Annotated in this window: 24 protein-coding genes and 1 tRNA gene; 10 read left to right on the forward strand and 15 right to left on the reverse strand. The window is 44.3% G+C overall.

Features of this window, described 5'->3' with window-relative positions; genetic code table 11:
• Positions 1-2: 2 nt before the first annotated feature.
• The 6 genes from H6570_09265 (at position 3) to H6570_09290 (ending at position 5168) form a co-directional block, all read left to right on the forward strand.
• Complete coding sequence (locus H6570_09265; protein ID MCB9319460.1) at positions 3-650, forward strand: MBL fold metallo-hydrolase; 648 nt, start codon at positions 3-5, stop codon at positions 648-650.
• Between the two features lie 63 nt (positions 651-713).
• Entirely contained in the window at positions 714-1391 is a 678-nt protein-coding gene (locus tag H6570_09270) for a response regulator transcription factor (protein ID MCB9319461.1), read from the forward strand.
• A complete protein-coding gene (locus H6570_09275) occupies positions 1388-2662 on the forward strand; it encodes a HAMP domain-containing histidine kinase (protein ID MCB9319462.1) in 1275 nt (424 codons plus the stop codon). The genes H6570_09270 and H6570_09275 overlap by 4 nt, the downstream gene beginning before the upstream one ends.
• 121 nt (positions 2663-2783) lie before the next feature.
• Positions 2784-3227 (forward strand): PepSY-like domain-containing protein, encoded by a 444-nt coding sequence (locus H6570_09280; GenBank protein ID MCB9319463.1) that lies wholly within the window; start codon positions 2784-2786, stop codon positions 3225-3227.
• A 140-nt stretch (positions 3228-3367) separates the two neighbouring features.
• Positions 3368-4273, forward strand: a complete 906-nt coding sequence (locus H6570_09285) for an SdiA-regulated domain-containing protein (GenBank protein MCB9319464.1) — start codon at positions 3368-3370, stop codon at positions 4271-4273.
• Between the two features lie 37 nt (positions 4274-4310).
• Positions 4311-5168, forward strand: coding sequence for an MBL fold metallo-hydrolase (locus tag H6570_09290; GenBank protein ID MCB9319465.1), 858 nt, complete (start codon positions 4311-4313; stop codon positions 5166-5168).
• A 122-nt stretch (positions 5169-5290) separates the two neighbouring features.
• Here the strand turns inward: H6570_09290 and H6570_09295 are convergent, their stop codons facing one another.
• The gene (locus H6570_09295; GenBank protein MCB9319466.1) at positions 5291-6058 is read right to left on the reverse strand and encodes an SdiA-regulated domain-containing protein; all 768 of its coding nucleotides are present in this window, start codon (positions 6056-6058) and stop codon (positions 5291-5293) included.
• 142 nt (positions 6059-6200) lie between these two features.
• The gene (gene rnk / locus H6570_09300) at positions 6201-6611 is read right to left on the reverse strand and encodes a nucleoside diphosphate kinase regulator (protein ID MCB9319467.1); all 411 of its coding nucleotides are present in this window, start codon (positions 6609-6611) and stop codon (positions 6201-6203) included.
• 269 nt (positions 6612-6880) lie between these two features.
• On the opposite strand from rnk, the gene H6570_09305 reads away from it, so the two are divergent.
• Both H6570_09305 and H6570_09310 read left to right on the forward strand, forming a co-directional pair.
• Positions 6881-7108 carry an AbrB/MazE/SpoVT family DNA-binding domain-containing protein gene (locus H6570_09305; protein MCB9319468.1) on the forward strand — a complete coding sequence of 76 codons (228 nt, stop codon included), beginning with the start codon at positions 6881-6883 and terminating at the stop codon, positions 7106-7108.
• Positions 7098-7433 (forward strand): type II toxin-antitoxin system PemK/MazF family toxin, encoded by a 336-nt coding sequence (locus tag H6570_09310; GenBank protein MCB9319469.1) that lies wholly within the window; start codon positions 7098-7100, stop codon positions 7431-7433. The genes H6570_09305 and H6570_09310 overlap by 11 nt, the downstream gene beginning before the upstream one ends.
• Before the next feature lie 68 nt (positions 7434-7501).
• Here the strand turns inward: H6570_09310 and H6570_09315 are convergent, their stop codons facing one another.
• The 3 genes from H6570_09315 to H6570_09325 form a co-directional block, all read right to left on the reverse strand.
• Positions 7502-8332, reverse strand: coding sequence for a hypothetical protein (locus H6570_09315; protein MCB9319470.1), 831 nt, complete (start codon positions 8330-8332; stop codon positions 7502-7504).
• 17 nt (positions 8333-8349) lie between these two features.
• On the reverse strand, positions 8350-8568 hold the full coding sequence (locus tag H6570_09320) for a hypothetical protein (protein MCB9319471.1): 219 nt from the start codon (positions 8566-8568) through the stop codon (positions 8350-8352).
• A 745-nt stretch (positions 8569-9313) separates the two neighbouring features.
• Positions 9314-9388: transfer RNA gene (locus tag H6570_09325), tRNA-Pro, on the reverse strand.
• 821 nt (positions 9389-10209) lie between these two features.
• On the opposite strand from H6570_09325, the gene H6570_09330 reads away from it, so the two are divergent.
• Both H6570_09330 and H6570_09335 read left to right on the forward strand, forming a co-directional pair.
• Positions 10210-11826: a DUF1800 domain-containing protein gene (locus H6570_09330; GenBank protein MCB9319472.1), complete on the forward strand. Its 1617-nt coding sequence runs from the start codon at positions 10210-10212 to the stop codon at positions 11824-11826.
• 8 nt (positions 11827-11834) lie between these two features.
• Positions 11835-13070: a DUF1501 domain-containing protein gene (locus H6570_09335; protein MCB9319473.1), complete on the forward strand. Its 1236-nt coding sequence runs from the start codon at positions 11835-11837 to the stop codon at positions 13068-13070.
• A gap of 193 nt (positions 13071-13263) precedes the next feature.
• Here H6570_09335 and H6570_09340 read toward each other — a convergent pair whose 3' ends face one another.
• The 10 genes from H6570_09340 to H6570_09385 all read right to left on the reverse strand — a co-directional run bounded on the left by H6570_09340 (position 13264) and on the right by H6570_09385 (position 23654).
• Complete coding sequence (locus H6570_09340) at positions 13264-14469, reverse strand: sugar transferase (protein ID MCB9319474.1); 1206 nt, start codon at positions 14467-14469, stop codon at positions 13264-13266.
• 101 nt (positions 14470-14570) lie between these two features.
• A complete protein-coding gene (locus tag H6570_09345) occupies positions 14571-15338 on the reverse strand; it encodes a hypothetical protein (protein ID MCB9319475.1) in 768 nt (255 codons plus the stop codon).
• Positions 15339-15414: 76 nt separating this feature from the next.
• Complete coding sequence (locus tag H6570_09350) at positions 15415-16188, reverse strand: polysaccharide deacetylase family protein (GenBank protein ID MCB9319476.1); 774 nt, start codon at positions 16186-16188, stop codon at positions 15415-15417.
• A gap of 29 nt (positions 16189-16217) precedes the next feature.
• Positions 16218-17186, reverse strand: coding sequence for a hypothetical protein (locus H6570_09355; protein MCB9319477.1), 969 nt, complete (start codon positions 17184-17186; stop codon positions 16218-16220).
• Positions 17186-18595 (reverse strand): MBOAT family protein, encoded by a 1410-nt coding sequence (locus tag H6570_09360; GenBank protein ID MCB9319478.1) that lies wholly within the window; start codon positions 18593-18595, stop codon positions 17186-17188. Before H6570_09360 ends, H6570_09355 begins: the two co-directional genes overlap by 1 nt.
• 22 nt (positions 18596-18617) lie before the next feature.
• The gene (locus tag H6570_09365) at positions 18618-19682 is read right to left on the reverse strand and encodes a DUF354 domain-containing protein (GenBank protein MCB9319479.1); all 1065 of its coding nucleotides are present in this window, start codon (positions 19680-19682) and stop codon (positions 18618-18620) included.
• A 1-nt stretch (position 19683) separates the two neighbouring features.
• Positions 19684-20712 (reverse strand): GNAT family N-acetyltransferase, encoded by a 1029-nt coding sequence (locus H6570_09370; protein ID MCB9319480.1) that lies wholly within the window; start codon positions 20710-20712, stop codon positions 19684-19686.
• Positions 20672-21559: a polysaccharide deacetylase family protein gene (locus H6570_09375; protein ID MCB9319481.1), complete on the reverse strand. Its 888-nt coding sequence runs from the start codon at positions 21557-21559 to the stop codon at positions 20672-20674. Before H6570_09375 ends, H6570_09370 begins: the two co-directional genes overlap by 41 nt.
• Positions 21556-22578: a glycosyltransferase gene (locus H6570_09380; GenBank protein ID MCB9319482.1), complete on the reverse strand. Its 1023-nt coding sequence runs from the start codon at positions 22576-22578 to the stop codon at positions 21556-21558. Before H6570_09380 ends, H6570_09375 begins: the two co-directional genes overlap by 4 nt.
• Entirely contained in the window at positions 22575-23654 is a 1080-nt protein-coding gene (locus H6570_09385; GenBank protein ID MCB9319483.1) for a hypothetical protein, read from the reverse strand. The genes H6570_09380 and H6570_09385 overlap by 4 nt, the downstream gene beginning before the upstream one ends.
• Positions 23655-23724 lie beyond the last annotated feature (70 nt).

Genomic DNA, 23724 nt, shown 5'->3' on the forward strand with positions numbered 1-23724 from the left:
ACATGGAAAGTCAACCAGTATGGCACGTCAAATTTTACGGGGTCAGGGGTTCTACACCTGTTTGTGAAAAAGGTTTTCAGCTTTTCGGCGGGAACACTACCTGCATCTACACCGATTATTTGCTGAACGACCGAAGCAAAATGATTGTGGTGTTTGATGCCGGAACCGGCATCCGGGCGCTTGGAAAAGACATCATCAATGGGAAAATACCCGATACCGAAAATATATTTTTGGTGTTTACCCATTTTCACTGGGACCACAATCAAGGCCTTCCGTTCTTTGACCCTGCCTATAACCCAAAGCAAAAAATTGGCGTCTTTTCGCCGCTCAAGAGCATGAAGGTCAGCCGGTTAAAAAATATATTCGAGGTGCAGATGCAGAAGGAGTACTTTCCTGTTCAATTAAACAGAATGGGTGCGGAGTTCCAATTTTTCAACACGGAAGAATACAAAACCCATTTTAAGGTAGAAGACAATATCCAATTTACTTACCGCCCCCACAACCATCCTGGCGGGGCATTTAGCTATCGGATGGAGGCAAACGGCCGTTCAGTTGTAATCTGTACCGATTTGGAACATGGGGAATCAATAGACCCAAATCTTTCCAGAATCGCCCTGTTGAGGAACATGATGTTCGGCTCGACTATGTGATTTACTAAAATCTCCAAGTCACCCTTCCCAATTCTTTCCAGAATTTCTATTTAATTTTATCGGATGAAAATTTTAATCATTGAAGATGAGCAAGACCTTCAGGATGCCATAAAGTCATCTTTAGAAAAAGAAGCCTACGTTGTGGAAACTGCGGACGACTTTGATGCTGCTCACGAAAAGCTGTTCATTTATGAATATGATTGCATCCTGCTGGATATTACGTTGCCCAATGGTAGCGGGCTGGAATTGTTGGAAGCATTGAAAAAAGCGGGCAAATCGGAAAACGTCATCATCATTTCTGCTAAAAACTCACTGGACGATAAACTCAAAGGTCTGGAACTCGGGGCTGATGACTATTTGACCAAACCCTTTCATATTGCCGAGCTGAATGCGAGGGTAAAAGCAGTGCTGAGGCGCAACAAATTAGAGGGGAAAAACACCATTGAACTTAAGAACATCAGCTTGGATTTGGAAGAGTGGCTCTTTTTGGTCAATAACCAAGAAGTGCCACTGAACCGAAAAGAATTTGATATTCTCCAATATTTTTTGGTCAACAAAAACCGACTTGTTACCCGTACCGCACTGGCTGAATATGTCTGGGGCGACCATATTGACAAGGCTGATAACTTCGATTTTATCTACTCCCAAATCAAAAATATCCGAAAAAAAATTAAAGATGCCGGCGCTCATTTTGAAATTCAGGCAGTTTATGGAATAGGCTATAAATTGGTTGAGTTATGAAATTATTAAACCGTTCGCTGCTTTATTTATCCATTCCCATTTTTTTACTGATTAGTATTTGGTCTGTGGTTTTTTATTTCAAGATGCTGGATGAAATTTATGACAGTATTGATGATGGGCTGGATAATTATAAACTGTTGATTATTCAAAAATCAAAACGGGATTCAACTGTTTTACATAAATCTGAATTTGACGAAAGCAACTATGCCATAAGAAAGGTTGGAAAATCTGTTGCTCTCAACGTAAAGGATGTTTATTCAGATACGCTGATGTACATGCTCAATGAAGAAGAGATGGAACCTGTCAGGATGTTGACGACCGCATTTCGGCATCAAGACAGCTATTATAAATTGAAAGTGATTTCGTCAATGGTCGAAGAAGATGACCAAATTGACAACCTGACCCGAATGGCAATTTGGTTGTATGTAATTCTGATATTGGGCATTTTAATCATCAACAATTTCGTGCTGCAAAAACTATGGAAACCTTTTTATGAATTACTGGAAAACCTCAAAAGATTCCGCATAGACAAAGACAAATCCATCCCTGACATTCCTACCAACATCAAAGAGTTTCGAGAATTCAAATCTGCCACCAATACGTTGATTGAGCATAGTGTTCGGACTTATAACCGGCAAAAGCAATTTACCGAAAATGCCGCACACGAAATGCAGACACCGTTGGCTGTCATCACCAATAAATTGGAACTGTTGTTGGAAGAAGGCCGTCTGTCCGATGCGGATGCGGAAACAATTGCCCAGGTCATGCAGACAACTGACCGTTTGGTGCAATACAACAAAGCATTATTGCTGTTGAGCAAAATCGAAAACAGACAGTATTTCGATAACCAATCCTTGGTGCTCAACGAATTGGTGAAACAAACAGTAAACGAACTGGAAGATTTTGCCGACTTTAAAAGCATTAAGATAAAAGTGAAAGAAAATGTACCATTGGAGCTAAAAATGGATGCTCAACTCGCTAATATTTTAGTGAGCAACCTTATCAAGAATGCCATTTTTCACAATTTAGAAAACGGTCGGGTAAACATCCACATTGAATCCGATTCTCTCACCATCAGCAATACCTCGAAAAACGGGCCGCTGGATGAAAGTAAAATATACGAACGTTATTACCGAACGAAAAAAACGGATAAGCAAAAAAGCACAGGTTTGGGCCTGCCTATTGTGAAGGCTATTTGCCAACTCTACCATTTTAAAATCAACTATGGCTACTCCGAGGCACAACATTTTTTTACGGTGACTTTTGAATAATTTTCTCCTACCCAACCTTGTTCCCAAATCTTTCCAGAATCACCGCTGAACTTTGTGGTGTAATTTATTGACGATGGCTTGAAAGCAGCATTCAAGTCAATAATTTAAATTAAAATAAACCATGAAGAATTTCTTTTTAATCGCATTGTCATCGTTCATTTTCAGCTTCGTGCAGGCGCAGGATTTAAGCAGGGAACAAGTGCCTTCAGTGGTATTGAACAATTTCGATTCACAATTCCCCAAAGCTATGGACGTAGAGTGGGAAAAGAAAGGCGACCTCTTCAAAGTGGATTTTGAAACCGACCGCCACACCGACCATAATGTTTGGTACGATGCTTCAGGTGACTTGGTGAAACACGAAAAAGACATTGCCAAAAGCGAATTGCCCGCTGCTGTGTTGTCCCGGATTCAAACTGATTTTAAAGGCTACAATCTGGATGACATCGAAATGGTTACAACCAGAGAAGGCACACAGTACGAAGTAGAACTGGATGCGGTTTTCAAGCAAGAATGGAAGGTTATTCTGGATGAAAAAGGGGGAATTATAAGGAAAGTGGCAGATTAGAATTGTCCTTATTTTAAACAGGATTTTCGACCTGAACGGTAATTTCCTGCAGATAGATAACTAAGCGATTTTATTCAAATAAAACCAAGCAAATGGATTGCCCTAATATGTGGCAATCCCTTTCAACAAAAACGACCAAGATGTCAATCAAAATAAAGGAAATAGTTATTGCCGTTGTATCTGCCTTAGTCGGTGCTCTTTTGACTTTTGCCTTTATGAATAAAGGCTATACAAAAAATACATACACCATAGGGGCTAAACTGGGTTACGATTTTAATAAACCAAATGCTAAAATTCAACTCCCCGAAATTTTGCATGAGATTTCGGGACTGACTGATATAGATGAGCATACTCTCGCCTTGGTACAGGACGAGGACGGGATTGTGTTCATATATGACTGGCAAAAAGAAGAAATCATCAAGCAGATAAGATTTGGTGAAGGCGGCGATTATGAAGGGGTGACCAAGGCGGGAAACAGTATCTACGTATTAAGGAGCGATGGGAAGTTGTTTGAAATTGAAAACTTCGAAAGTGAAGATTTCAAGGTAAATGAGTACGACACTGAGATTCCTGTAAAAAACAATGAAGGGCTTGGGTACGATGCAAAACATAAACGGCTGTTGATTGCTGGGAAAAGTAAACCAAAAGGTGATGAATACAAGGGTAAAAGAGCCGTTTTTGCTTTTGACTTGGACAGTATGGGCCTTATGAAACAACCTGTTTATATTTTTAAGGAAGAAAACATAGAACGGTTTGTCAAAGAAAACAAAAGCGATGGGGAAACCGAGCAAAACCTGAAAATAAACCCCTCTGCCATTGCGGTGCACCCAATCACGGACAGATTATTTGTTCTTTCCTCAAAAGATAAACTGGTTTATATTTTTAACCGGGAAAATGGGCTGGAAGCCGTACATCAATTGGACAAAAAGTTACATCTCCAACCGGAAGGCATTACCTTTCTGGACAACGGGGATATGTTCATTTCAAATGAGGGAGTAGAAGAAAGGCCTTCTCTTTTGTTTTTCTCATATAATGAGGAGAAATGAGACTTCTGGGTTTGCACGAATTAAACTTATCGTTTTTATGAACAAACATGTCTGGCATATCAAATTTTATGGAGTAAGAGGCTCCACCCCTGTGTGCGATAGCAATGTCCAAAAGTTTGGAGGGAACACTACTTGCATTTATGCGGATTTACTGACCAACGACCGCAGCAAAATGATTGTGGCGTTTGATGCGGGAACGGGTATTAGGAAATTGGGCAAAGACATGCTCAAAGGCGAATTACCTGATGCAGAAACGATATGGCTTATTTTCACCCATTTCCATTGGGACCATATCCAAGGTCTGCCTTTTTTTGACCCCGCATACAATCCCAAAAAAAAGATTGGTATCTTCACTCCACACCGGGAATTGAGGAAACAGGAATTGAGGCATATTTTTGAACTGCAAATGCAAAAAGAATATTTCCCTGTCCAATTGGAAAAAATGGGGGCGGACTTTAAGTTCCTCACTTCGGATGAATACATATCAGCTTTAGATGTGGAAGAACATGTAAATTTCGATTATAGGATGCACAACCACCCCGGTGGTGCATTCAGTTATCGGATGGAAGCAGAGGGACGTTCTTTTGTAGTTTGTACGGATTTGGAACACGGGGAATCCATAGATTCAGAAGTGGTAGAATTTTGCAGGGATGCCGATTTGCTCATCCACGATGCCCAATATACCGACGAAGAATTAAAAACCCACCGAGGCTGGGGGCACAGCAGTTATTCACAAGCCATCGAATGTGCCAGGAAAGCCAATGTCAAACAGCTCATTTTTACCCATCACGACCCCGACCATGATGACGATTTTTTGGAAAAGATGGAAAAGAAATATCAAAAGGAATTTCCAAATTGCAGGATGGCAAAGGAAGGCATGGAGGTGATGGTTTAGCTTCTTCTCTTTCAACATCCACGTTTACTTTATATGGAAAACAAAGCCAACACAGGATTTGTATCCCTACCTTCCGAAGTAATTACCAATGAATTTCCATCCAGAAAAGTGATGCCTTCTGGTTATGGAAACATTTGGTTGTCAAGTGGTAAAACGTCGAGCGGTTTGCCCTGCCCATCCACGGTCAATAAGAACTGTTCGGAGCTTACGAGCAGGTAGTACAATTCTTTTTCAGGATGGGCGGCGATGCTGGCGATGTTAAATTTGAATTTCACATCGCCCGAACCTTCTTTCCTGAAAAGTTCAATGTCTTTTTTTCGCTCCACCAACTCTAAAACCTCTGAAACAGAAATTTGCAGGGCGGATTTATGCATCATCTTTTCTGTGGCAAGGTCAAAGGCATAAATTGCCCTGAAGCTTTTCTCGAAGGCTTTGTCGGTATATTTCCGCCTTGGGGCAAGCAGCAGGCGGTTATGTTTTTCATCGTAGCAAAGTCCTTCATTATCCAATGCCGGGATTTTTGTATCAATTTGCTGCACATCGGGCTTTCCATTTTCATTAAATACAATTTTGAACATTGCCCCGTCGCTCCGAAGTGCATACATATCATCGCCCACTCTGGTCAGGCCTTCAAAGTCTCCTTGCCCTTCAAAAGTTATCTGCTCGATAATTGTGCAATTTTCAAGGTCATAAACAAAGACATCACCCAGTTCATCCTGCACACAAGCTACCGTTTTGCCGTCCTCATCTGTAAGCCCGGAAATCTCCATTAGTTCCACAGGAAGTTCGCAGACTTTGCTCGGATTCTTGAAATTTGTTTGAGTCGGAAAAGTTGTGTTGCATGAAGTCATTATCAGAGCAACGACGGAAATCATAAATTGGATTATCATGGTCGAAAATTTGATTTTAATGGAATGAAGTCTGAATTCATTCATTAGACATTTGCATAATCTTTAAGAAAATGGTCTGCGAGTGTCTAATTCGCAGACCATTATTCGGTGCAGGCATAAATGTATTTATATTAAAAATCACTTACAAATTAAAATTGCCTGCTGCCTCCGGCTGGTAAATAATTTCTTCAATTTTGACTTTTGTAAGGCCTGCCGGTACAATCCATTCAATCTCATCACCCACTTTATAACCAATCAATGCCGTTGCTATCGGTGATAAAATAGAAATTTTATTCTTTTTCAGGTTTGCTTCTTGGGGATAAGCGATTTGAAATTGAACAGTTTTGCTCGTGTTCAAAAAGCTTATTTTAACAATCGTGTTCATTGTTACAACATTCGCAGGAATTTCGGTTGGTTCTACAATCTTTGCGGATTTCAATTCCTGCAACAGATTCAATGCCTCAGAAGCTTTTAATGAACGGGTTTGTTTTGCGTCATTGATGGCTTTCTGAATTCTAACATAATCAAGCTTGTTCATCATTATCTCACTCATGATTAAAAATTTTAATATTGATAAAAAAGATGAAAACTCTCTGTGCCGGGTTGGGCATAAAACATTTGAAACAAATTAGCCAGGATACAGTTGCTCGTTCTAAAGAGAAAAGGCAATTTTTTCTACAGAAAATGGTGTTAAGCTTATATTTTGTATTACTGACGCTATCACCCAAGTTCTCCAACATTTAATAGTCTAACTCATTTTAAAAATTGACAATCAATGAAGAACTGAGGTAAGGTGGTAAGGAGGAAAGAATAATGGACCAAATTCAATCAAGCAAGATTACATCAAAAGGGCAGACTACCATACCCATCAATATCAGGCAGGCACTTCATCTTAATGCAGGGGATGAAATCCTATTCCATATTGAAGGTGAACAGGTTGTCATCAAGAAAGCCCAGCCTTTGGACGTTGAATACCTAAGAGCGATTCAGTCCTCATTTGCCAACGAATGGGAAAGCCAGGAAGACTGTGAGGCATTTGATGGCCTATGAGCAATGGGATGTTGCCATCGTTCCGTTTCCATTTGTGAACAGCCTTAAATCCAAACCAAGGCCTGTCTTGGTTTTAAGCAATGCTTCGTTCAATCTTCAAACAGGCCATTACATTGCGGCCATGATAACTTCAAGCAGCCAAAATCCGTGGGCTGGAGATACCGAAATAAAGAATATTGAGGAAGCTGGACTTAACAAACCTTCATTAGTCCGCTTGAAACTGTTTACGATGGATGAACGGATTGTGAAAAGAAAAATAGGAAGACTTTCAAATAATGACGTTGTGAATGTTAGAAGTAGTATGAATTCACATATCTCAATTTAGACAAAATGGCAAACAATTGATAAAAAAGAAAAAATAATCTGATAATTTCCGTAATGTATATTATCACTCTATCTATTATATAATTTTTCAACAGTTGTAACAATTTTATTGAAAATCACACTAAAGCCTGCTTCATCAAATAGAGTGGTTGATTTATTATAAATTCCCCTGTCACCTTCATCTAAGTAATCTTCAAGATGACCTGGTAATGCATCGGGCATACTATAAGCTATTATATGTTTTACGGCCATAAGCGCCCACCCCAATTCTACCAAGGATGTTGACGAGACGGGTTCATTGTGCGGATAAATAAAAACGAAAATGCTTGTACGTCTTATCTCTTCCATAACTTCAAGATAGTCTTTGGAGGAATTGCTTGGCCCATTCCAATAATTTATTACAATTTTATTCTGGCAGGTCTCAATGTTAAACCTTTCTTCAAGTTTACTTTTCAGGCCGATTAAATGCTTTTCTACATTTTTTTGCCGTTGCTTATCGACAAATGAAATCGGACATGACAAAAATATCCTTGGGCAATCTGGCTCAAGAAAATGACTGAGCAACCTTGCCTTTGTCCCAATTTCATTTTTTCTCATTTTTTCATGAAGGGACTCTAATGTACCAGATGGGTTGGGAAGGATTTTTATCATATTCTGAAACTCATTCGCAAAAAACTCCCTAATCACCCTGTTTGTGTTCAAAAATATCCCTTTGTTTTCAGTAATGGATAGGGTCAAAGGAACAGCATCCATGTTCTCAGGTATTTTTTCTAAAAGCAGTGTACCCAAGGTAATCATGTTATCTTCTTGGCTTTGATAACCTCCCACCAATACAGTATGATTTTCAATATCACCTGAGATGTCCAACATTATATTCAAATGGCTATCGTGTACTGTCAACCCTCTCAAATTGAGTATCAATACATCATCCAGGACTTCACATTTGCCTTGGCAGTATAGGCCGCCTCTTGCTGGGTGAAGACCAACCCACCAGTGGCGAGGATTTCCCATAGCTCCACGTCCCCACTGATTTTTTGTTCGAGCACCTCTTGAACATGACTGCTCAAAGCCCCATCCTCATAGAAAAGGGCAGTGATTGCGGCTACGTTCTGGCCATATCCGATTGCACTGTCCATAGCAAGTAAATCCTTACACCGTCTTCGTGCAACAGAGTATGGCACGTATCAAAGACAGATTGAACAGAAAAGTTTCAATCTTGAATTTTCTCGGAAATTAATTGAGGGAACTGAAATCAATTGCAAGAAAATAAGGAACGTGCATCCTCAATGATGCAATCTGTCGTGAGCCTCTTGTCCTCATCTGAAACGGTCACTTGCCACAGGTTTTCCCCATCCAATATTTTGACCACTCGCTCCAAGTTGGCTACGTCGTCAAAATAGCATCTCAGGAAATACGAGGTTTTATATGGATTTGCCGTCTTACGGTACTTCGCTTTTGGCTTTGGCATCCTGTCAAGCTCGGATTTCAGTTTGTTGACCAATAGCAAGTCCCTATGGCCGAGCCACAAACTGAGACAGACAGGGTACTGAGAAGGAGGGAAGTTTTCGAAGTCTCTCTTGCAGGACGGAGTGTTCTTTCCTGCCTGAGCAATAATTCTGTCCTTGATGTATTCTTTAGTGATAACTTACCTCTCCTTGATTACAAACGCACGAAATCTTTACTAATGGGTTTGGTCGGCTTTTTCAAGAAAGGAACTGCCTCCCAACTGAGGGGGCTGAAAAAGTTTGAAAAAAAATCTCAATACAAATGACACCAGATAAGGCCAGAACATGTTTGAAAATTGTTTGAAAATAAAAAGAGGGTCAACCGAAATTTCGATTGACCCTCTCGTAATTTGCTGAAAATCAGCGTTTTAAAGTGTCGGGGTGGCAGGATTCGAACCTGCGGCCCCCTGCTCCCAAAGCAGGTACGCTAACCGGACTGCGCTACACCCCGTACTTTTCTTCTCATCTGTATGAGAAGGCAGTAGTATTTTCTTTCAGAATCTGCGTCCCTCCCGCCTTCAGCGGGATACGCTAACCGGACTGCCTGCCCGTCCGTAGCCTTTGGCGAAGGCGGGCGCTACACCCCGTACTTTTCTTTTCTTCTCATCTGCTTGAGAAGGCGGTAGTATTCTCTTTCAGAACCTGCGAACCTCCCGCCTTCAGCGGGATGCGCTAAACGGACTGCCTGCCCGTCGGTAGCCTTTGGCGAAGGCGAGCGCTACACCCCGAACTTTAAACTTTTACCTTCTCAACGGCTTGAAAAGGATGCCTCATCGAAGAAGCTTCACTTGCTTCCTTCAAAAGGCACGCAAAACTATTATTTTCCGTCGGCATTATCCAAATTTTAACCCATAAAGTATCTGCATCCCATTACATATGTTAGTAAAAATAGAAATCCAACGCCCGAGCCAGTATCAGGATGACGATTTTAGGCAGCCAACACCGAATAATTCAGCGATGTTAAAGATATTTAAGACCAATTTCTCAATTCGTGCGTTTTGAATGGATTATATTGTATCACACCATATTTGAACACTCATTGGATACTTTCCCTACCTGTATTAATTTGATCTTTATTCCCTCCAGTATAAGCCCGGGTCTGTGAAATCATGTGATCCGGGCTTCTTTTTTGGGAAGATTTCTGACTTTATCCGCCGATTCAAGCTACCTTACCGGTTTCCGGGATAATCCAATGCATCAGCCGGTCGTTATCCATACGATCAGCAGGGCCCTCACCGGGCCACCATTCGACGAGCCAAAAGTACCGGAAACGTGATCCAAACCAACCACACGACATCCCTCGCCTTACCGGCTTACCAGGGGCCATGGACCACCTCGGAGGCCGCCCACCTCTTGCGGAGGACCCTCTTTGGACCGACGCCTGACCAGATCATGGAAGCCGTTCATGCGGGACCGGAAGCGACGGTGGACCGGTTGCTGGCTGACCGGCCATTGCCCGATCCACCCCTGCATTATAAAAATCATGATCCCGATGTGCCGGTCGGTACAACCTGGGTCGATGCTCCTTACCGGGAAGATATCCATGTGAAGCAGATGGCGAATCGCAACCGCAGCCTCTATGCCTGGAATATGGCGCTGTATTTGGAGAACACCCTTTCAATACGCGAAAAAATGGTGTTGTTCTGGCACAATCACTTTGCCATCCGCGCCATCGAGGATCCCAAATACCTTTACCGCTACAATGCAACCATCCGGGCGCAGGCCACCGGCAATTTCGCTACCCTGATCAAGCAGATGACGGTCGACCCGGCCCTATTGATCTTTCTTAACGGCAACCGGAATCGCCGTGAGGCCCCCAACGAAAATTACGCCCGCGAACTGCTCGAGTTGTACACCGTCGGGAAAGGTCCCCAAACCGGACCGGGGGATTATACCAACTACACCGAGGCAGATGTCGGTGCCATCGCCCGGGCGCTCACCGGTTGGCACGATGAGGGCTTCCTGACAGAAACCGGTGGAGCGCAGGTCCAGGCCCGTTTTTCTTCCGACCATCATGATCCGGGAGATAAACAGTTGTCGCCCCGGCTGCAGTCCCGGTTAGTATGCAATCGGGAGGACACCGAATACCTGGAGTTGCTGGATATTTTATTGGAACAGGAAGCCACCGCCACACACCTCTGTTCCAAATTGTACCGGTGGCTGGTCGATGACCGGGTCGATGAGGTGATGCTGCGGGAGGTGATCCGGCCGTTGGGGGCCTTGTTGCGGCATGAAGACTATGAACTCAAACCGGTCTTGCGAAACATCCTGCTCAGTGCGCATTTCTATCGTGCGGACTACCGGGGGACCATCATCAAAAATCCGCTGGACCTGGTGACTTCCACAGTTAATCCTTTCCAGGATGGAGAGCCACTGGCTACCGGTCAAAGGTACGACCGGTGGTACCGGATCAATGAGTTGGTCCGCACGCTGCAAATGGATCCTTATGAGGTGCCCCAGGTCGCCGGCTGGGATGCCTATTACCGGGCGCCCTTGTATAACCGCCACTGGATCAATGCCGCCACCCTTCCCGTACGGATGGCCACCATTCAAACGTACCTGGACGAAGGATTTCCGGCGTTCGAAGGCAACGGCCCACGGATCCGTCCGGCGTGTGCCAAATGGATTATCCGGCATGACCATCCCGGTGAAGCGGTGGCCTTAACGACCTCACTGACGCAATGGCTCCTCCCGGTACCGCTGGCCGGGGATGAAATCCTGGAATTGAGTAAGAGCCTTGCTCCCGTCAATTTCTCCGGAAGTTGGCAGGACTTAATCCTTGCTTACCAGGAAGACCCACACGCCTCCGGCCTGGAGGTCGAGGTGGATGCATGCATGAAACGATTGATCAAGCGGATATTTTTTCATCCATCCTTTCAACTCAGCTAAATCGGAGCATGAAGCGCAGATCCTTTTTACGGACTTCAGGCCTGCTTGCCGCTATCCCTTACGGGTTAAATGGGCAGTGGCTGTCCACATTTTCACGGATATGGCCGCAGGAAAGCGACCGGATTCTTGTGCTTATTCAATTAAACGGCGGCAACGACGGGCTGGGCTGCGTGGTGCCTATCGCGGACTACGACCGGCTGTACCAGGTCCGCCCCAAGCTGATGGTCCCACAACCCAAACTCCTGCCCGTTGATGACCAAACCGCACTCCATCCATCCCTGTCCGCAATCAGGCAATTGTATGACGAAGGCTTATTGGGCATCGCCCAGGGGGTAGGCTATCCTGAACCAAATCGCTCCCACTTTCGCTCGCTGGACATCATGACCTCCGGGTCCCCGTCCGATGAGATCTGGCAAAGCGGCTGGCTGGGCAGGTACCGGGAAGGATTGGAACGGTCGCCGGCTCCACCGGATGCGGATCCTTACGCCATCACCATGGGCTATTCGATCAGCAACACCTGTCAGGGTATGGTAACCAATTTCAGCACGGCCCTGGTTGACCCGTTTACCACGATTCAGGTGCCTGCGGGTGGCCGGAACGTCGAACCGCCATTCTCCCGCCACCGGGAAGAAATGGAATACATCCGGATGATCAGCACACAGACATTGGACCATTCCCGCAGCATCAAACGTGCCGCTCAGTTGGGTTCCAATCGTATTTCCTACCCGGAATCAGAATTGGGGCGTCAGCTGCAAAGCATCGCTCAGTTGATCTCCGGAGGGCTGCAAACCCAGGTATACATCGCGCATTTATCGGGCTTCGACACCCATGCCGACCAGATCCAACCGGAAAGCAATGGATTGTTGGGCCGGCAGCCGGAACTTTTGACGGATTTGTCGCAATGCATCCATGCCTTTACACAAGACCTGGCCAGGCAGCAGCTGGATCACCGGGTCTTTGGGATGACCTTTTCCGAATTCGGACGGCAAATCCGGGCCAATGAAAGCAACGGCACGGACCATGGAGATGCTTCCGCCGTATTTTATTTCGGTGGAAAGGTCAATCCAGCAGTCATCGGGTCTTCACCCGCCATACCGGAGGAGGTACCGGACCAGGCGGCCCTGACCATGCAATTGGACATCAGAGATGTCTACCAGACGATTCTAACCGATTGGTTCGGGGCTTCAACAGCCTCTTCCCCCAGATGGGCTGAAGGGAAAAGGATTCCGCTATTCCGCGGATAGTAAAGTCTAAATTCTGAGAATTATTGGGCAGTTGCCGGTCGGAGCTGACCGGGCACGGGTAGCCGATACCTGCATGGGTCCACGCAAGTTATTCATAAGAACAAAGTAAAAATCGGGGGGTAAAAGTGAACTCAGCCGAAGGGGGGTAAGTTCAGAACTGCGTTTGGAAATTCAAGATGGTTGGTTTAAGGGATCAATTGCTCCGGGCCTGCTTGATGACAATATTGTACAGCGATTGGACTAAAATCATGAGGTCGGTCCGCAAGGGATTCCGTTCATACGATTTCAGGTACTTCACTTCGGAAGCAACGATCTCGTCAAAAGTCTTTGGTAAATCGGCATAAAAGGGAGGAATATATCCCGGCTTAAAGTTCTTGCGTAATTCTCTGGCTTCTTCCGGATACAGGCTCAGGTAATGACTGCTCACCGGCCGGACGCCAATCAATTTAATGTCTCCCCGCAACAAGTTGATCAACATCGGTATCTCGTCCAGCCAGTATTTGCGCAGGAATTTACCGACGGTGTTGATGCGCGGGTCACTCTTGAATTTGCCTCCGGATTGAAGCCCGTAAGCTTCGTAAATGTACTTCTGGAGGTATTCGGAGAATGGATACATCGTCCGGAATTTATAGACATGGATGGGTTTTCCATTTTTACCCATGCGCTTCAGTGAGATGATGGGGCCATAACTGGCGTGGGTGTTGAATGCCGGCTCATCCACTTTTTTGGCGGCGAAATAAACCAGGCCGTTGTCGTGGATGGTGTCCAGGATCTTGTACCCACAAGACATCAGCCGGCCGTACGTCTCCATCTCAGAAATCACCCGGTTCTTTCCCTTGGTCAAACGGAAATACAACTTTTTCAATTGAGGCATTTTGGGCCACACCCGGTTGATCACGTAGTCGAAGCCATAGGCCACCTGTTTGAAGGGTTTGGGAATCCGAGCCAGGAATCCTTGTTTGCGGTGACTGGCGGTCTCCACACAGCCGATTATGTGTCCGTTAGGCCGCAGGATGCCGTTGATGGATTCAAGCACCTTATTAATGTGCCGCATATCGTTCAATCGCAGCAGATTGACGACACATCCGGTGCCTGCTTCATAATCGGCAAACCATGGATTGACATTCATCGGGTTGATGGGGACGTCGGTTTCAACCAACATCATATCCCATGCCATATCGAGATCGGCATATTCCTCGATGAATTGCAGGACATTCTCGGAAACCCGTTGTCTTAACGCCTTCCGGTACGTCCTTTCCCGCCTTAGTACACTGGGATCGGTCGTGGTGATCGTGGAGGTGGAGATCGCAGGAGGTGCGATGGGAGTGGCAGTATCTGCCAAGGCATTGGAGGTCAAATAACTCGCAAGGCCAGGCAGAGTCAACTGTTGAGTTGCCATGGTGCATACTTTTTATAAACTGGTTTCGAAAAATTGGTTTAAGATCCGCGGGGGCAGTTGGTTGGTATGGTTGGTATGATTGGTTTGGTTGGTCTGTCTTTTTAGTTGGTCTTTCGCAGTTTTATCAATGCATATTTTATGGTGTTTTTTAGTTTTTGAATAAAGAAGTCCCTCCACCACTGCTGGTTATCATCGGTCCAGCGTTCAGGGTGAAAATTGAACATAACCTGTTCCGGGAAATTCCCATTTTTTATGCAATGGATTATTTCTTCCGTGTGGTGAAAAGAGAGGTTAAAATTGGATTTTACCTTATCGCGCACACTGACTTTGTAACCGTCCCAACGGCGTCCGGTGTCCGTGAGGTAAAATATTTTTTTAAAATCCAAATCCAGGTAGGGTTCCGCCAGGATTTTGTATTGCTTATAATCGTAGGATTTCCAGATGTCACGGTTATCATATCTGCTCCGTGGGCTGCCATGCATACATATCGTTTCGATAGGCACAATCAAACGAAGCTTTTTCAGGTGTTTCTCGAAATAGTCCAAAGCCACCGCAGGATCACCATGGGCAAAATCCATATCTTCATAATGATATCCGATCTCATGGCCCATGGAAGCGATCTCACGAATGACTTCTGGGTCGTAACTTTCCGGCACGACCCTGAAATAAAAAGTCGATTGTATGCCGTATTCATGCTGGATTCTGGCAAATTGCAATGAATGCAATTTCCGATCATCCACGTCCTGTCTTAATAAAATGACCCTGGCGGCAGGATTGCGGACAAAATCCCTGACAGTTTGGAACACATATCCTTCATGAACAAGCGCATCCAGTAACCTGCGATAGCTTACCGTCGTAAAATCTCTCATGTCGATGACGGGTTATCTGGCCCTTAATATGGTTTTACAAATTTCATTTGGTGCTTTTCCGGAATCCCTGGTTGCTCTAAGAACCAACCTGGGCGAAATGGAGCTTTTGAATTGGCTTATACAGTAAAGTTTGAGCTTCATCGATCGATCGTACTGCCATCGAGCGAATTTCACAAGACTTGAGAACCTGGTCAAAATATTCAGGTGAACACCCATATTGGGTATATTCTTTCTGGACATCATGGGTGTGGAATATGATCCATGCATTGTGATGCAAGGCCATATCCAATTTATGTTCAATATCCTTTATACTGTATTTTTGCTCGTACAGCTTTATGGATTTCAGGTTTGCCATATCCACATTTCCAAAGTTGAGACCTGGCCTGTTTCCTCTGGCAGATAAAAACTGTTTACCCACGAATTTTTTAAGCGGATAGGTTTCCGACCCAAATGGAAATGAAAAATTCTGAAATTTCATTCCTGGAAATAATTGACTGAGCCGGTGCTGGTTGTATTCAATATCCTGAATTGCCTTTGCCCTGCTTATCTGACTCAGATCGATATGACCGTAAGTGTGACAGCCTATCTCATGACCCTGGTTAACAATTCGCTTTAATTGGGCCAACTGGAAATTCGGTTGTGATTTTAAACCCAGGAATTTAAATGAAACGTAAAATGTACCATGAAATTCCCTTTGCCATAACAGATCGCCGGCATGATCAAAAGTACACCCATAGGAATCATCGAATGTGAAAGATACGATAGGCGCTTTCAGATCTATGGTTTGGTATTTTTGGTAAAACTGCGTGGCAAAGCTTCTACGCATAAATTTCAGCAATCGGTACATCATGAATTATTGGTTTGTTGGTAATTTCTAAATCATTCGTATTCAATAACGGTAACCGGGTCCTGAACCAGGTCAAATGCATCTTTAATTTTATGGGCTACTTTCCGTGTAAAAAGAAGTGCTCCTTCAGGATTAAAATGATCGCGGTCCCCATACCAGGAAGCATGAGTGATGAAGGACATATTTTCCGAATACCGGAACAACGGTATCTGATTCTTCCGGCAATAATTGGCAACATATTGATCGGTAGATGAATTAACCACCTTTAAATTGTAATTCGGAGGGGTAACAATAATCACCTGAACCCCGGCTTTCTTAAACCGGTCCATAAATTCCTCAAAGAGATCAACTGCCTCAGGATTGAGGGGTGCCAGCTCCGACTCGATGGTGAATTCACGTTCTTCCCTGGGATTCACCAGTCCAAACCTTGGCTTCCATCCGTGATCAACCAGCTCGCCGTCAAGATTGTGGAATATATAGGGCCTGAACAGATAATAAAAGCTTGAATTGAATGCATACAAGCGAGATTGGATCAACCATTTCTCAAAAGGAGAAATAGCGTCAATAAACGGTCGTATTTCCGGGTGATCCTGATAAAATGGCCGTAGAAAACCTGCCCGCTCGTATTCGGTAGGCATTTCGAGCATATTATCTTCAACATTAAAGAGTATTAGTTTGGGTGTATAGCGTTTTAGTAAACCTTCCTGAATAATGCGGAAATAAGGTAAACCCTGCCCCCCGCGGCTGGCATTCCAGCATGACATATGCAGTGAATCCTCAATAACGGTTGGCAGATAATCCATTTCTCCGCGAGAATCACCAATGATTACAATATCGTCCTGGCAATCCTCCAGTGAATATTTAGCCTTGTAATACCGGCCATCCGGTGAATGATTTAATGCCAGATCCAAAAGAGCTCCGACACACTGATCAATACCCATCAGGATGACCAGGTAAAGAATGGCTTTCCTTACCAACCCCTTCAATTGTAACGGATCCATCAAAATTGAAAATAGATGAATTGACTGTTATCAAATACGCCCAGTCCCGCCATATAAAGGATTAAAAAACTGGTACTAAATACCCGCACCGCATAAGAACGATGGTACAACAAAGTCCAGTCCGGGCGAAATTCCGCCATCCATTCGCTCACCAGCAGAAATATCACTGCCAGGAGCGCAAAACTGAATATGCCAAGATCACCGGTGTATAAGCCCTGACCAGGGTGAAGGAATATCAGCTGAATAATTTGAAATGCTTCATGGACACTGCCAGCTCTGAAAAAGATCCAGGCAAAGCATGTAAGAGCAAATACAATAATCATGGACATGGCTTTAGGGAGCCGCAACCAATGCGCGTTTTGCAGGGCCTTCTCAACTGTTTGAAAAAACCCATGCAACGCGCCCCAAATTATAAACGTCCAGTTTGCACCGTGCCAGAGGCCGCTGATGACAAACGTGGTAAAAAGATTAGCATAAGTTCGTCCATTGGACTTCCGGCTGCCACCTAATGGGATGTAAACATAATCCCTGAACCAGGTGGATAACGAAATGTGCCACCGGCTCCAAAAATCCTTAAAGGAGCTGGCAAAATATGGGCGATTAAAGTTGTCCATTAAATCAAACCCCAGAGTTTTGGCACATCCGATAGCTATCAGTGAATAGCCGGCAAAATCACAATAGATCTGAATGGCAAAAAAAAACGTCGCAACCACAAAGGTCATCCCATTGTGGTGATCCACATTGCCGTAAACCGCTGCGACATAAAGCCCCAGGCGATCAGCAATAGCCGTCTTCATGAACAAACCCCACACGATCTGCTTGAAACCTGCTGACGCCTTTGCTTCATCAAAATGCCTGATCTCCAGAAACTGAGGCAATAAATTAGAAGCCCGTTCAATAGGACCTGCAACCAGCTGAGGAAAAAAACTAACAAAAGCCAGAAAGGCAACCGGGTCCTTGACGGGTTTTAGCTTTTTACGGTAAATATCGAGTGTGTAGCTCATGGTCTGGAAAGTATAAAAACTGATGCCCACCGGTAAAATGATATTTAACGTGCTAACCTGGATATCCCTTCCAAAAAATGAAAAGGCTTCGACAAAACTGTCTGCAAAAAAATTGTAGTATTTAAAAAATGCCAGCAAGCCTAAATTGCTTGCCACACTTATTGCAACCAATAATTTTCTTTTACCAGATGTACTTACATTGCCCAACTTTAATCCTACCAGGTAATCGATGATCGAACTGAGCAGGATTAACATCAGGAATCGCCAGTCCCACCATCCGTAGAACAAATAGCTGGCACCCAATAAAAATGTATTGCGCAAGAAAATCCCACGGTTGGCCACGAGCCAAAATAACAAGAACACCATCGGGAAAAACAACGCAAAATCAACGGAATTAAAAAGCATCCGGAAATCGGTTTTTGGGGAGTTATTTACTTACCGCGGCAGCAGGCTTAACAATTTGTCTTGCTGCCTCTTCTTTTCCATAATGTTGGTGGATGTAGTCAAACAGATAGGCCGTCACGTCCGTTTTTTCTGCCAGCATTTTCTCCCGGCGGATGCGGAAATGTTCTCTCGGCAGGTTCAGAATGGTGTCCACAAACGAAAGGACTTTTTTAGATTCGGGCGTGTTGTAGATCATCCCGTACCTTTCCTGTTCCTGGCAATAGCTCATCGGATTTGAGTTGATATAAATGGCGGGAGTACCCAGTACACCTGCTTCTGAAGCAATCGTGGAACCTTCACTGACCACAATGGATGCATAATAGAGTGCATGATGCAATCTTTCTGGTGCAATCCTGAACTTATACGATTCCAGTTCTTTGGGCAATTTAGCCTCCGATGAAATGAAAACTTTCATTTTTTTATTCAGCTTGGCCACCAGTTCGGATTTATCTTTTCCGGTAAGGCCATGCTGTCCAATGTCATGGGTGGCATTCCAGGAGACAAATCGCACGATCCCGAAAGGTTCACCTTCCTCCAAACCCAGCCATTCATAGACAGAGGGATCAGGCGTGAAATATTCCGGCCTCAGATAGGCTAATTCATGAAACCCATTGTAACGGATCTGCTTGGGCCCTAGTTGAGCCGGCAGCACATTCGGTGAGATGATGACATCCGTAAATGGTTTATAAATACGGATCTGCTCCATATTTCCGGTATCCTCCATGGCCATATGCTTTTTCCCAAGCAGAAATGCGGCATGGGCAGCGTAGATCGAACCATGGCTTACCAGCAAATCCGGTTTGAATTTCCTGGCCACAGCCCAGAGTTTCAGATCATATTTGATCAAACCCCAGATCTTTCCGGTCATCGATTTGTAATGGGGCCCCAGGGAAATGAAGGGCAGTCCGGCTGCTTTAAGCAACAGCAATTCAAACTCTTTATCCCGGGTGGTGAATAAGACTTCACTTCCTTCATCGATGAGTTTATAGGCCAGATTTTTGAACAGGTGCACATGACCTGGATGTCCGATGTCAAATAATACACGCATGTTACATTACTTTTTGATAGACCCTAAGGCCTAGTTTACCAACTTGATAGAGGGCTTTATTTACAATCAGGTGATAACGGCCAAAGCAGACCTGATCACCACCAAAACGTTCTTTAAAATCTCTTACGGAGTAGGCTTGATCCGGCTGACCGGCACCCATGAAATCGAAATGGTCCATACCGTTCCGGATGGCATAATCGATCGGTGCCCAGGTGGCTAACACACTGGGTGAAATTCCTTTCTCTTTACCATCTTCTCCACACACGTACCATTCATAAATGATGCGGTTCTGATGAATCGGACAGACGATACCTCCCAGGACTTCACCGTCCTTTTTCACCAAAAAGATCTTGCCAGCATCGGACTTCCAGAATTTCAGGAAAAACTCCGCTGCATACAATGGCTTTTTTACTTTTTCTTCATACAGTTTAAGCAGGATCTGATAAAATGCCAGAACATCCTGTTCAGATTCCGGCTCAACGATTTCTGCGCCATTTCGTAAAGAAGATTGTATCTGACGCCAACGGCTTTTACTCATTCTTTGCTTGACCAGATCCAGCGAATCAGTCCTGACCAGGTAATTCAGGTGTGGCCTGTATTCATATCCTGCTCCGATAAAATTCTCCTGCCAGGAAGTCGTATCGAAAGCATTTCGGAATTCAATGAACAAGGATTTACCGGCCGCAAAACGATGCAATTCTTCCAGTAATCCAGTCAATGCCTGTGGCTTGTCATCAGCTACCAATGGACCACCCCATACGATGATGCGCCGGGACAACCAGGACTTCAGACCATTTCCATTGGATTGTATGGTTCCCAGCAATGAACCCACTACCCGACCGCCTTCCTGCGCAAAAAGTAACACCGGTTTCGACTCCGGTATATTCTGGGAAAAGGCAAAATAATTCACCCCCTGGAAAAAATTACTTTCCGGATGTCCTTCAATGAACGTCTTCAAAGCAGCATTTGAAGGATGCTCATTCAATTCTTCAATGCACGATAGCTGGAGTATATCCATTCTTTTTTCCATTTCTAGTTTTTAGAAAACCCCATAATCCCGAGGCTTTGACAATTAATTCATTGAGATCACCCGTGTCATTGATGCTCAACCGTTTTAGACGGAAAGGATCAGATGCGAGGGTATTATATCCGTAGTCCACGGTGACTCCGCATTGATAGCCGGAACTACGGCTGATCTCAACAGTGCGGTCAGAATAATCACCATTGGGATAGGCTATCGCATACACGTCCAGATCAAATTTCTCTTCAAGCATATGCTTACTCTCCCGGATCTCTGCTATCTCCTCTTTTTCAGAGCAAGTGGGCAGGCAGGGATGAAATACTGTATGCGCCTGAAAGTCAACCACTTCCTGCATGGCTTTGATCTCATTACTGCGCATGGCGTGCCTCACAGGATATTCCTGTACACTGGAATAACCATACTTCTCCAGCAGGGAAAGCCGCTCACTGTTTTTCAGGTGTTTTATTCCATTCGGAAGCTTCTGAGCATAGTCGTGTTTAAACCAATAATGTCGGTTGGTATCCACAACCCCAGCACATAGAAATATGGTAGCCGGAATATTGTATTGCTTTAAAAGCGGGAGTAATTTAAAATTACCCTTATGCCCGTCATCAAATGTTACAATCAATGCTTTTTCGGGTATGGTATCTCCCTTGCCACTTCTTAATGCATCGCTGTAGGCTTTCAACGAATAAAAATTATACCTGCTTTTCAGATATGCAAAACTTTTTCGAGCACTCTCCGGATCGATGTCGTGCAACATCAGGATGGTCACCTTATTCCGTTGAATCCATTCCCTAAAGATGATTGGCAATCCGGAAAAGCGTAAAATTTTATACAGGAATTGTGTCATCATGACATTGAAATAGGTTCCCGCTGCTGAGCCATTTCCTCTGATCCGTCTTCAGAAATTACATGGACGTAAATCGATTCAAGCTGTTGTGCCACGTGTTTTCCATCCAGGCCCAAATCATAAATACGGGCTCTTCCTTTTGTCCGGCCCTGGGTCTCAGCATATTTCAGCGCTTCCGCCAGCTTCTCACTATATCCTTCAGCGTCATACGGGCCTACATAACACCCGGGAGTATCACCAATAACCCAGGGTGCGTCCCCTGCCGGGGTTACTACCATAGGACAGTTACAACTCATTGCCTCTTTCACTACATTGGGAGATCCCTCACTGTAGGAACATAGCGTGAATACATCCACTGCATTGAGGTAATCCACAATCGTTTCGTGTGAAACTTTGTAAATATTGATGAACTCCAGATCCGGGCGGTCCAGCAATTGAACGGCATTCTGAACAAGCTGGATGTTCTTATTGGGGTCTTCCGGATTAGCGAGAAATAATACATACTGCTTATTTGGATCCAGTCCCAATTTTGTACGCGCGTCATAATTCAATGGTCTGAACTTATCCATGCGAATGCCATTGGGAATCGCGTATACTTCTTTCCTCTTGACTACTTTGGCACGCATTCCCGCTGATTTTACGATAACAACATCCACAAAAGGCTGAACGAACCGGGTAAGCAGCACGAATAAATTGCTTTTGAATTTTCGTTTGCCTTTTTCATTGATGTCACCGAATACATCGCTACCCATCAGGGACAAAATAATCGGCAACCTGGTCAATGTGAGTACAGCAACCCATCCGCAAAGGGCATAATGAGCGTGTAACAGATCGTAATTATTTGATTTTATTTCCTTCCTCAGGATTGGAACATTTTTTAAATAATTTCGAATTCCTTTGCCCCTGATGTAGAAAAAATCAACCACCACGCCATCCGATTCAAGCGATTCGGCCTGGGCCTTAATAAATGGTGATAGAGTATTGAAAGTAGCATTCCCACTGCAAATAAATAAAACCTTCATATCAGCAAACTTTCATGATGTTTTAGACTAAGAATCTGAATGAAATGGTCAATACGGAGCAAAAAGGATAAATATTGGTTGAAATCTCCCGCTTCAAACACCCAATGACCATCCAGGTATCGATATCTTCCGGGTTCGCCATCCACCAGCATCTGGTAAGGATCCGATTGTCCGAATATGCATTGCATTTCATTGACCAGGAAATGACCATCCGGGTCTACAAACAGATCAACCGATAAGGAGTAAAATCCGGCACGATCCGTAATTTCCTTGATGAAGTCCAGGAGTTCCAGCGGCGGATTGTCGTAATTTTTTAAAAGAGCTCCACTTGCTTTCTCTCCCTTAACCATTTTTTTATGGGCAAAGAAGGATTCACCAATGCGGACGCACCGCCATTCAAACTGATGGGGAATAAATTCCTGGAAGATCACAAAATCGCGTTGGAGTTCGGATCTTTCAAGCCGGTAATGCCTGAGCCGATCCATGATGGAACTCGGCTTGAATAATTTCTTGAACGCACGGGTTATCAGTCCTTTTTTTCGCCAATTAGGTCCGGTAACCCTTCCCCCTCCTTTGCCGGCAAATAAATTGGCCACATAACGTCTGGCCGCAACTTCATTGCGAAGGATTACGACTCCTTTGCCGGAAGCGCCTACACTCATCTTGCCAACAACCGGATATCCGGTATAGGACAGGAACTCATAGGCATCCTTATCGTGATAAAATACGTGGGTAGCAGGATGCGGTATCTTATTAGCCTTCAACCAGTAGGCCAAATATTTTTTGTTTTCGTAGACCAACACTTCGTCTACGGACGGATAAATGGGAATGTCGAATGAACGGCTTATAATGGCCAGACGTTCATCATACATGGTCTTTAATGCAGAAGTAAGCCCCGGGGGAATAGCCAGAAGCCCATCGAAATTACCTTCTGCAATCTGTTCAAACCAGTCGGATCGACTCAGATCGACAATGGTATAGTTTAACTTATTTTGTCGTAGTCGGCAGACTTTCTCCCACCAACGGTAATCTTCATCAAATTCCGTTCGCAGAATCGCAACATTAAATTTTTGCATAGAAAGGCTGGTTAATTGAAATGATTAATACTTCTCCTGACTGTACAGGAAAAGGATTTTGCAAGTTTAA

The organism is Lewinellaceae bacterium (genome assembly GCA_020636135.1).
In the GTDB taxonomy this organism is placed as follows: Bacteria; Bacteroidota; Bacteroidia; order Chitinophagales; family Saprospiraceae; genus JAGQXC01.

Excerpts from the sequence above, each read along its gene's own strand:
- H6570_09265 (MCB9319460.1), top strand. The coding sequence starts at position 3 with ATGGAAAGTCAACCAGTATGGCACGTCAAATTTTACGGGGTCAGGGGT.
- H6570_09270 (MCB9319461.1), top strand. The coding sequence starts at position 714 with ATGAAAATTTTAATCATTGAAGATGAGCAAGACCTTCAGGATGCCATA.
- H6570_09275 (MCB9319462.1), top strand. The coding sequence starts at position 1,388 with ATGAAATTATTAAACCGTTCGCTGCTTTATTTATCCATTCCCATTTTT.
- H6570_09280 (MCB9319463.1), top strand. The coding sequence starts at position 2,784 with ATGAAGAATTTCTTTTTAATCGCATTGTCATCGTTCATTTTCAGCTTC.
- H6570_09285 (MCB9319464.1), top strand. The coding sequence starts at position 3,368 with ATGTCAATCAAAATAAAGGAAATAGTTATTGCCGTTGTATCTGCCTTA.
- H6570_09290 (MCB9319465.1), top strand. The coding sequence starts at position 4,311 with ATGAACAAACATGTCTGGCATATCAAATTTTATGGAGTAAGAGGCTCC.
- H6570_09295 (MCB9319466.1), bottom strand. The coding sequence starts at position 6,058 with ATGATAATCCAATTTATGATTTCCGTCGTTGCTCTGATAATGACTTCA.
- rnk (MCB9319467.1), bottom strand. The coding sequence starts at position 6,611 with ATGAGTGAGATAATGATGAACAAGCTTGATTATGTTAGAATTCAGAAA.
- H6570_09310 (MCB9319469.1), top strand. The coding sequence starts at position 7,098 with ATGGCCTATGAGCAATGGGATGTTGCCATCGTTCCGTTTCCATTTGTG.
- H6570_09320 (MCB9319471.1), bottom strand. The coding sequence starts at position 8,568 with ATGGACAGTGCAATCGGATATGGCCAGAACGTAGCCGCAATCACTGCC.
- H6570_09335 (MCB9319473.1), top strand. The coding sequence starts at position 11,835 with ATGAAGCGCAGATCCTTTTTACGGACTTCAGGCCTGCTTGCCGCTATC.
- H6570_09340 (MCB9319474.1), bottom strand. The coding sequence starts at position 14,469 with ATGGCAACTCAACAGTTGACTCTGCCTGGCCTTGCGAGTTATTTGACC.
- H6570_09345 (MCB9319475.1), bottom strand. The coding sequence starts at position 15,338 with ATGAGAGATTTTACGACGGTAAGCTATCGCAGGTTACTGGATGCGCTT.
- H6570_09350 (MCB9319476.1), bottom strand. The coding sequence starts at position 16,188 with ATGATGTACCGATTGCTGAAATTTATGCGTAGAAGCTTTGCCACGCAG.
- H6570_09355 (MCB9319477.1), bottom strand. The coding sequence starts at position 17,186 with ATGGATCCGTTACAATTGAAGGGGTTGGTAAGGAAAGCCATTCTTTAC.
- H6570_09360 (MCB9319478.1), bottom strand. The coding sequence starts at position 18,595 with ATGCTTTTTAATTCCGTTGATTTTGCGTTGTTTTTCCCGATGGTGTTC.
- H6570_09365 (MCB9319479.1), bottom strand. The coding sequence starts at position 19,682 with ATGCGTGTATTATTTGACATCGGACATCCAGGTCATGTGCACCTGTTC.
- H6570_09370 (MCB9319480.1), bottom strand. The coding sequence starts at position 20,712 with ATGGAAAAAAGAATGGATATACTCCAGCTATCGTGCATTGAAGAATTG.
- H6570_09375 (MCB9319481.1), bottom strand. The coding sequence starts at position 21,559 with ATGATGACACAATTCCTGTATAAAATTTTACGCTTTTCCGGATTGCCA.
- H6570_09380 (MCB9319482.1), bottom strand. The coding sequence starts at position 22,578 with ATGAAGGTTTTATTTATTTGCAGTGGGAATGCTACTTTCAATACTCTA.
- H6570_09385 (MCB9319483.1), bottom strand. The coding sequence starts at position 23,654 with ATGCAAAAATTTAATGTTGCGATTCTGCGAACGGAATTTGATGAAGAT.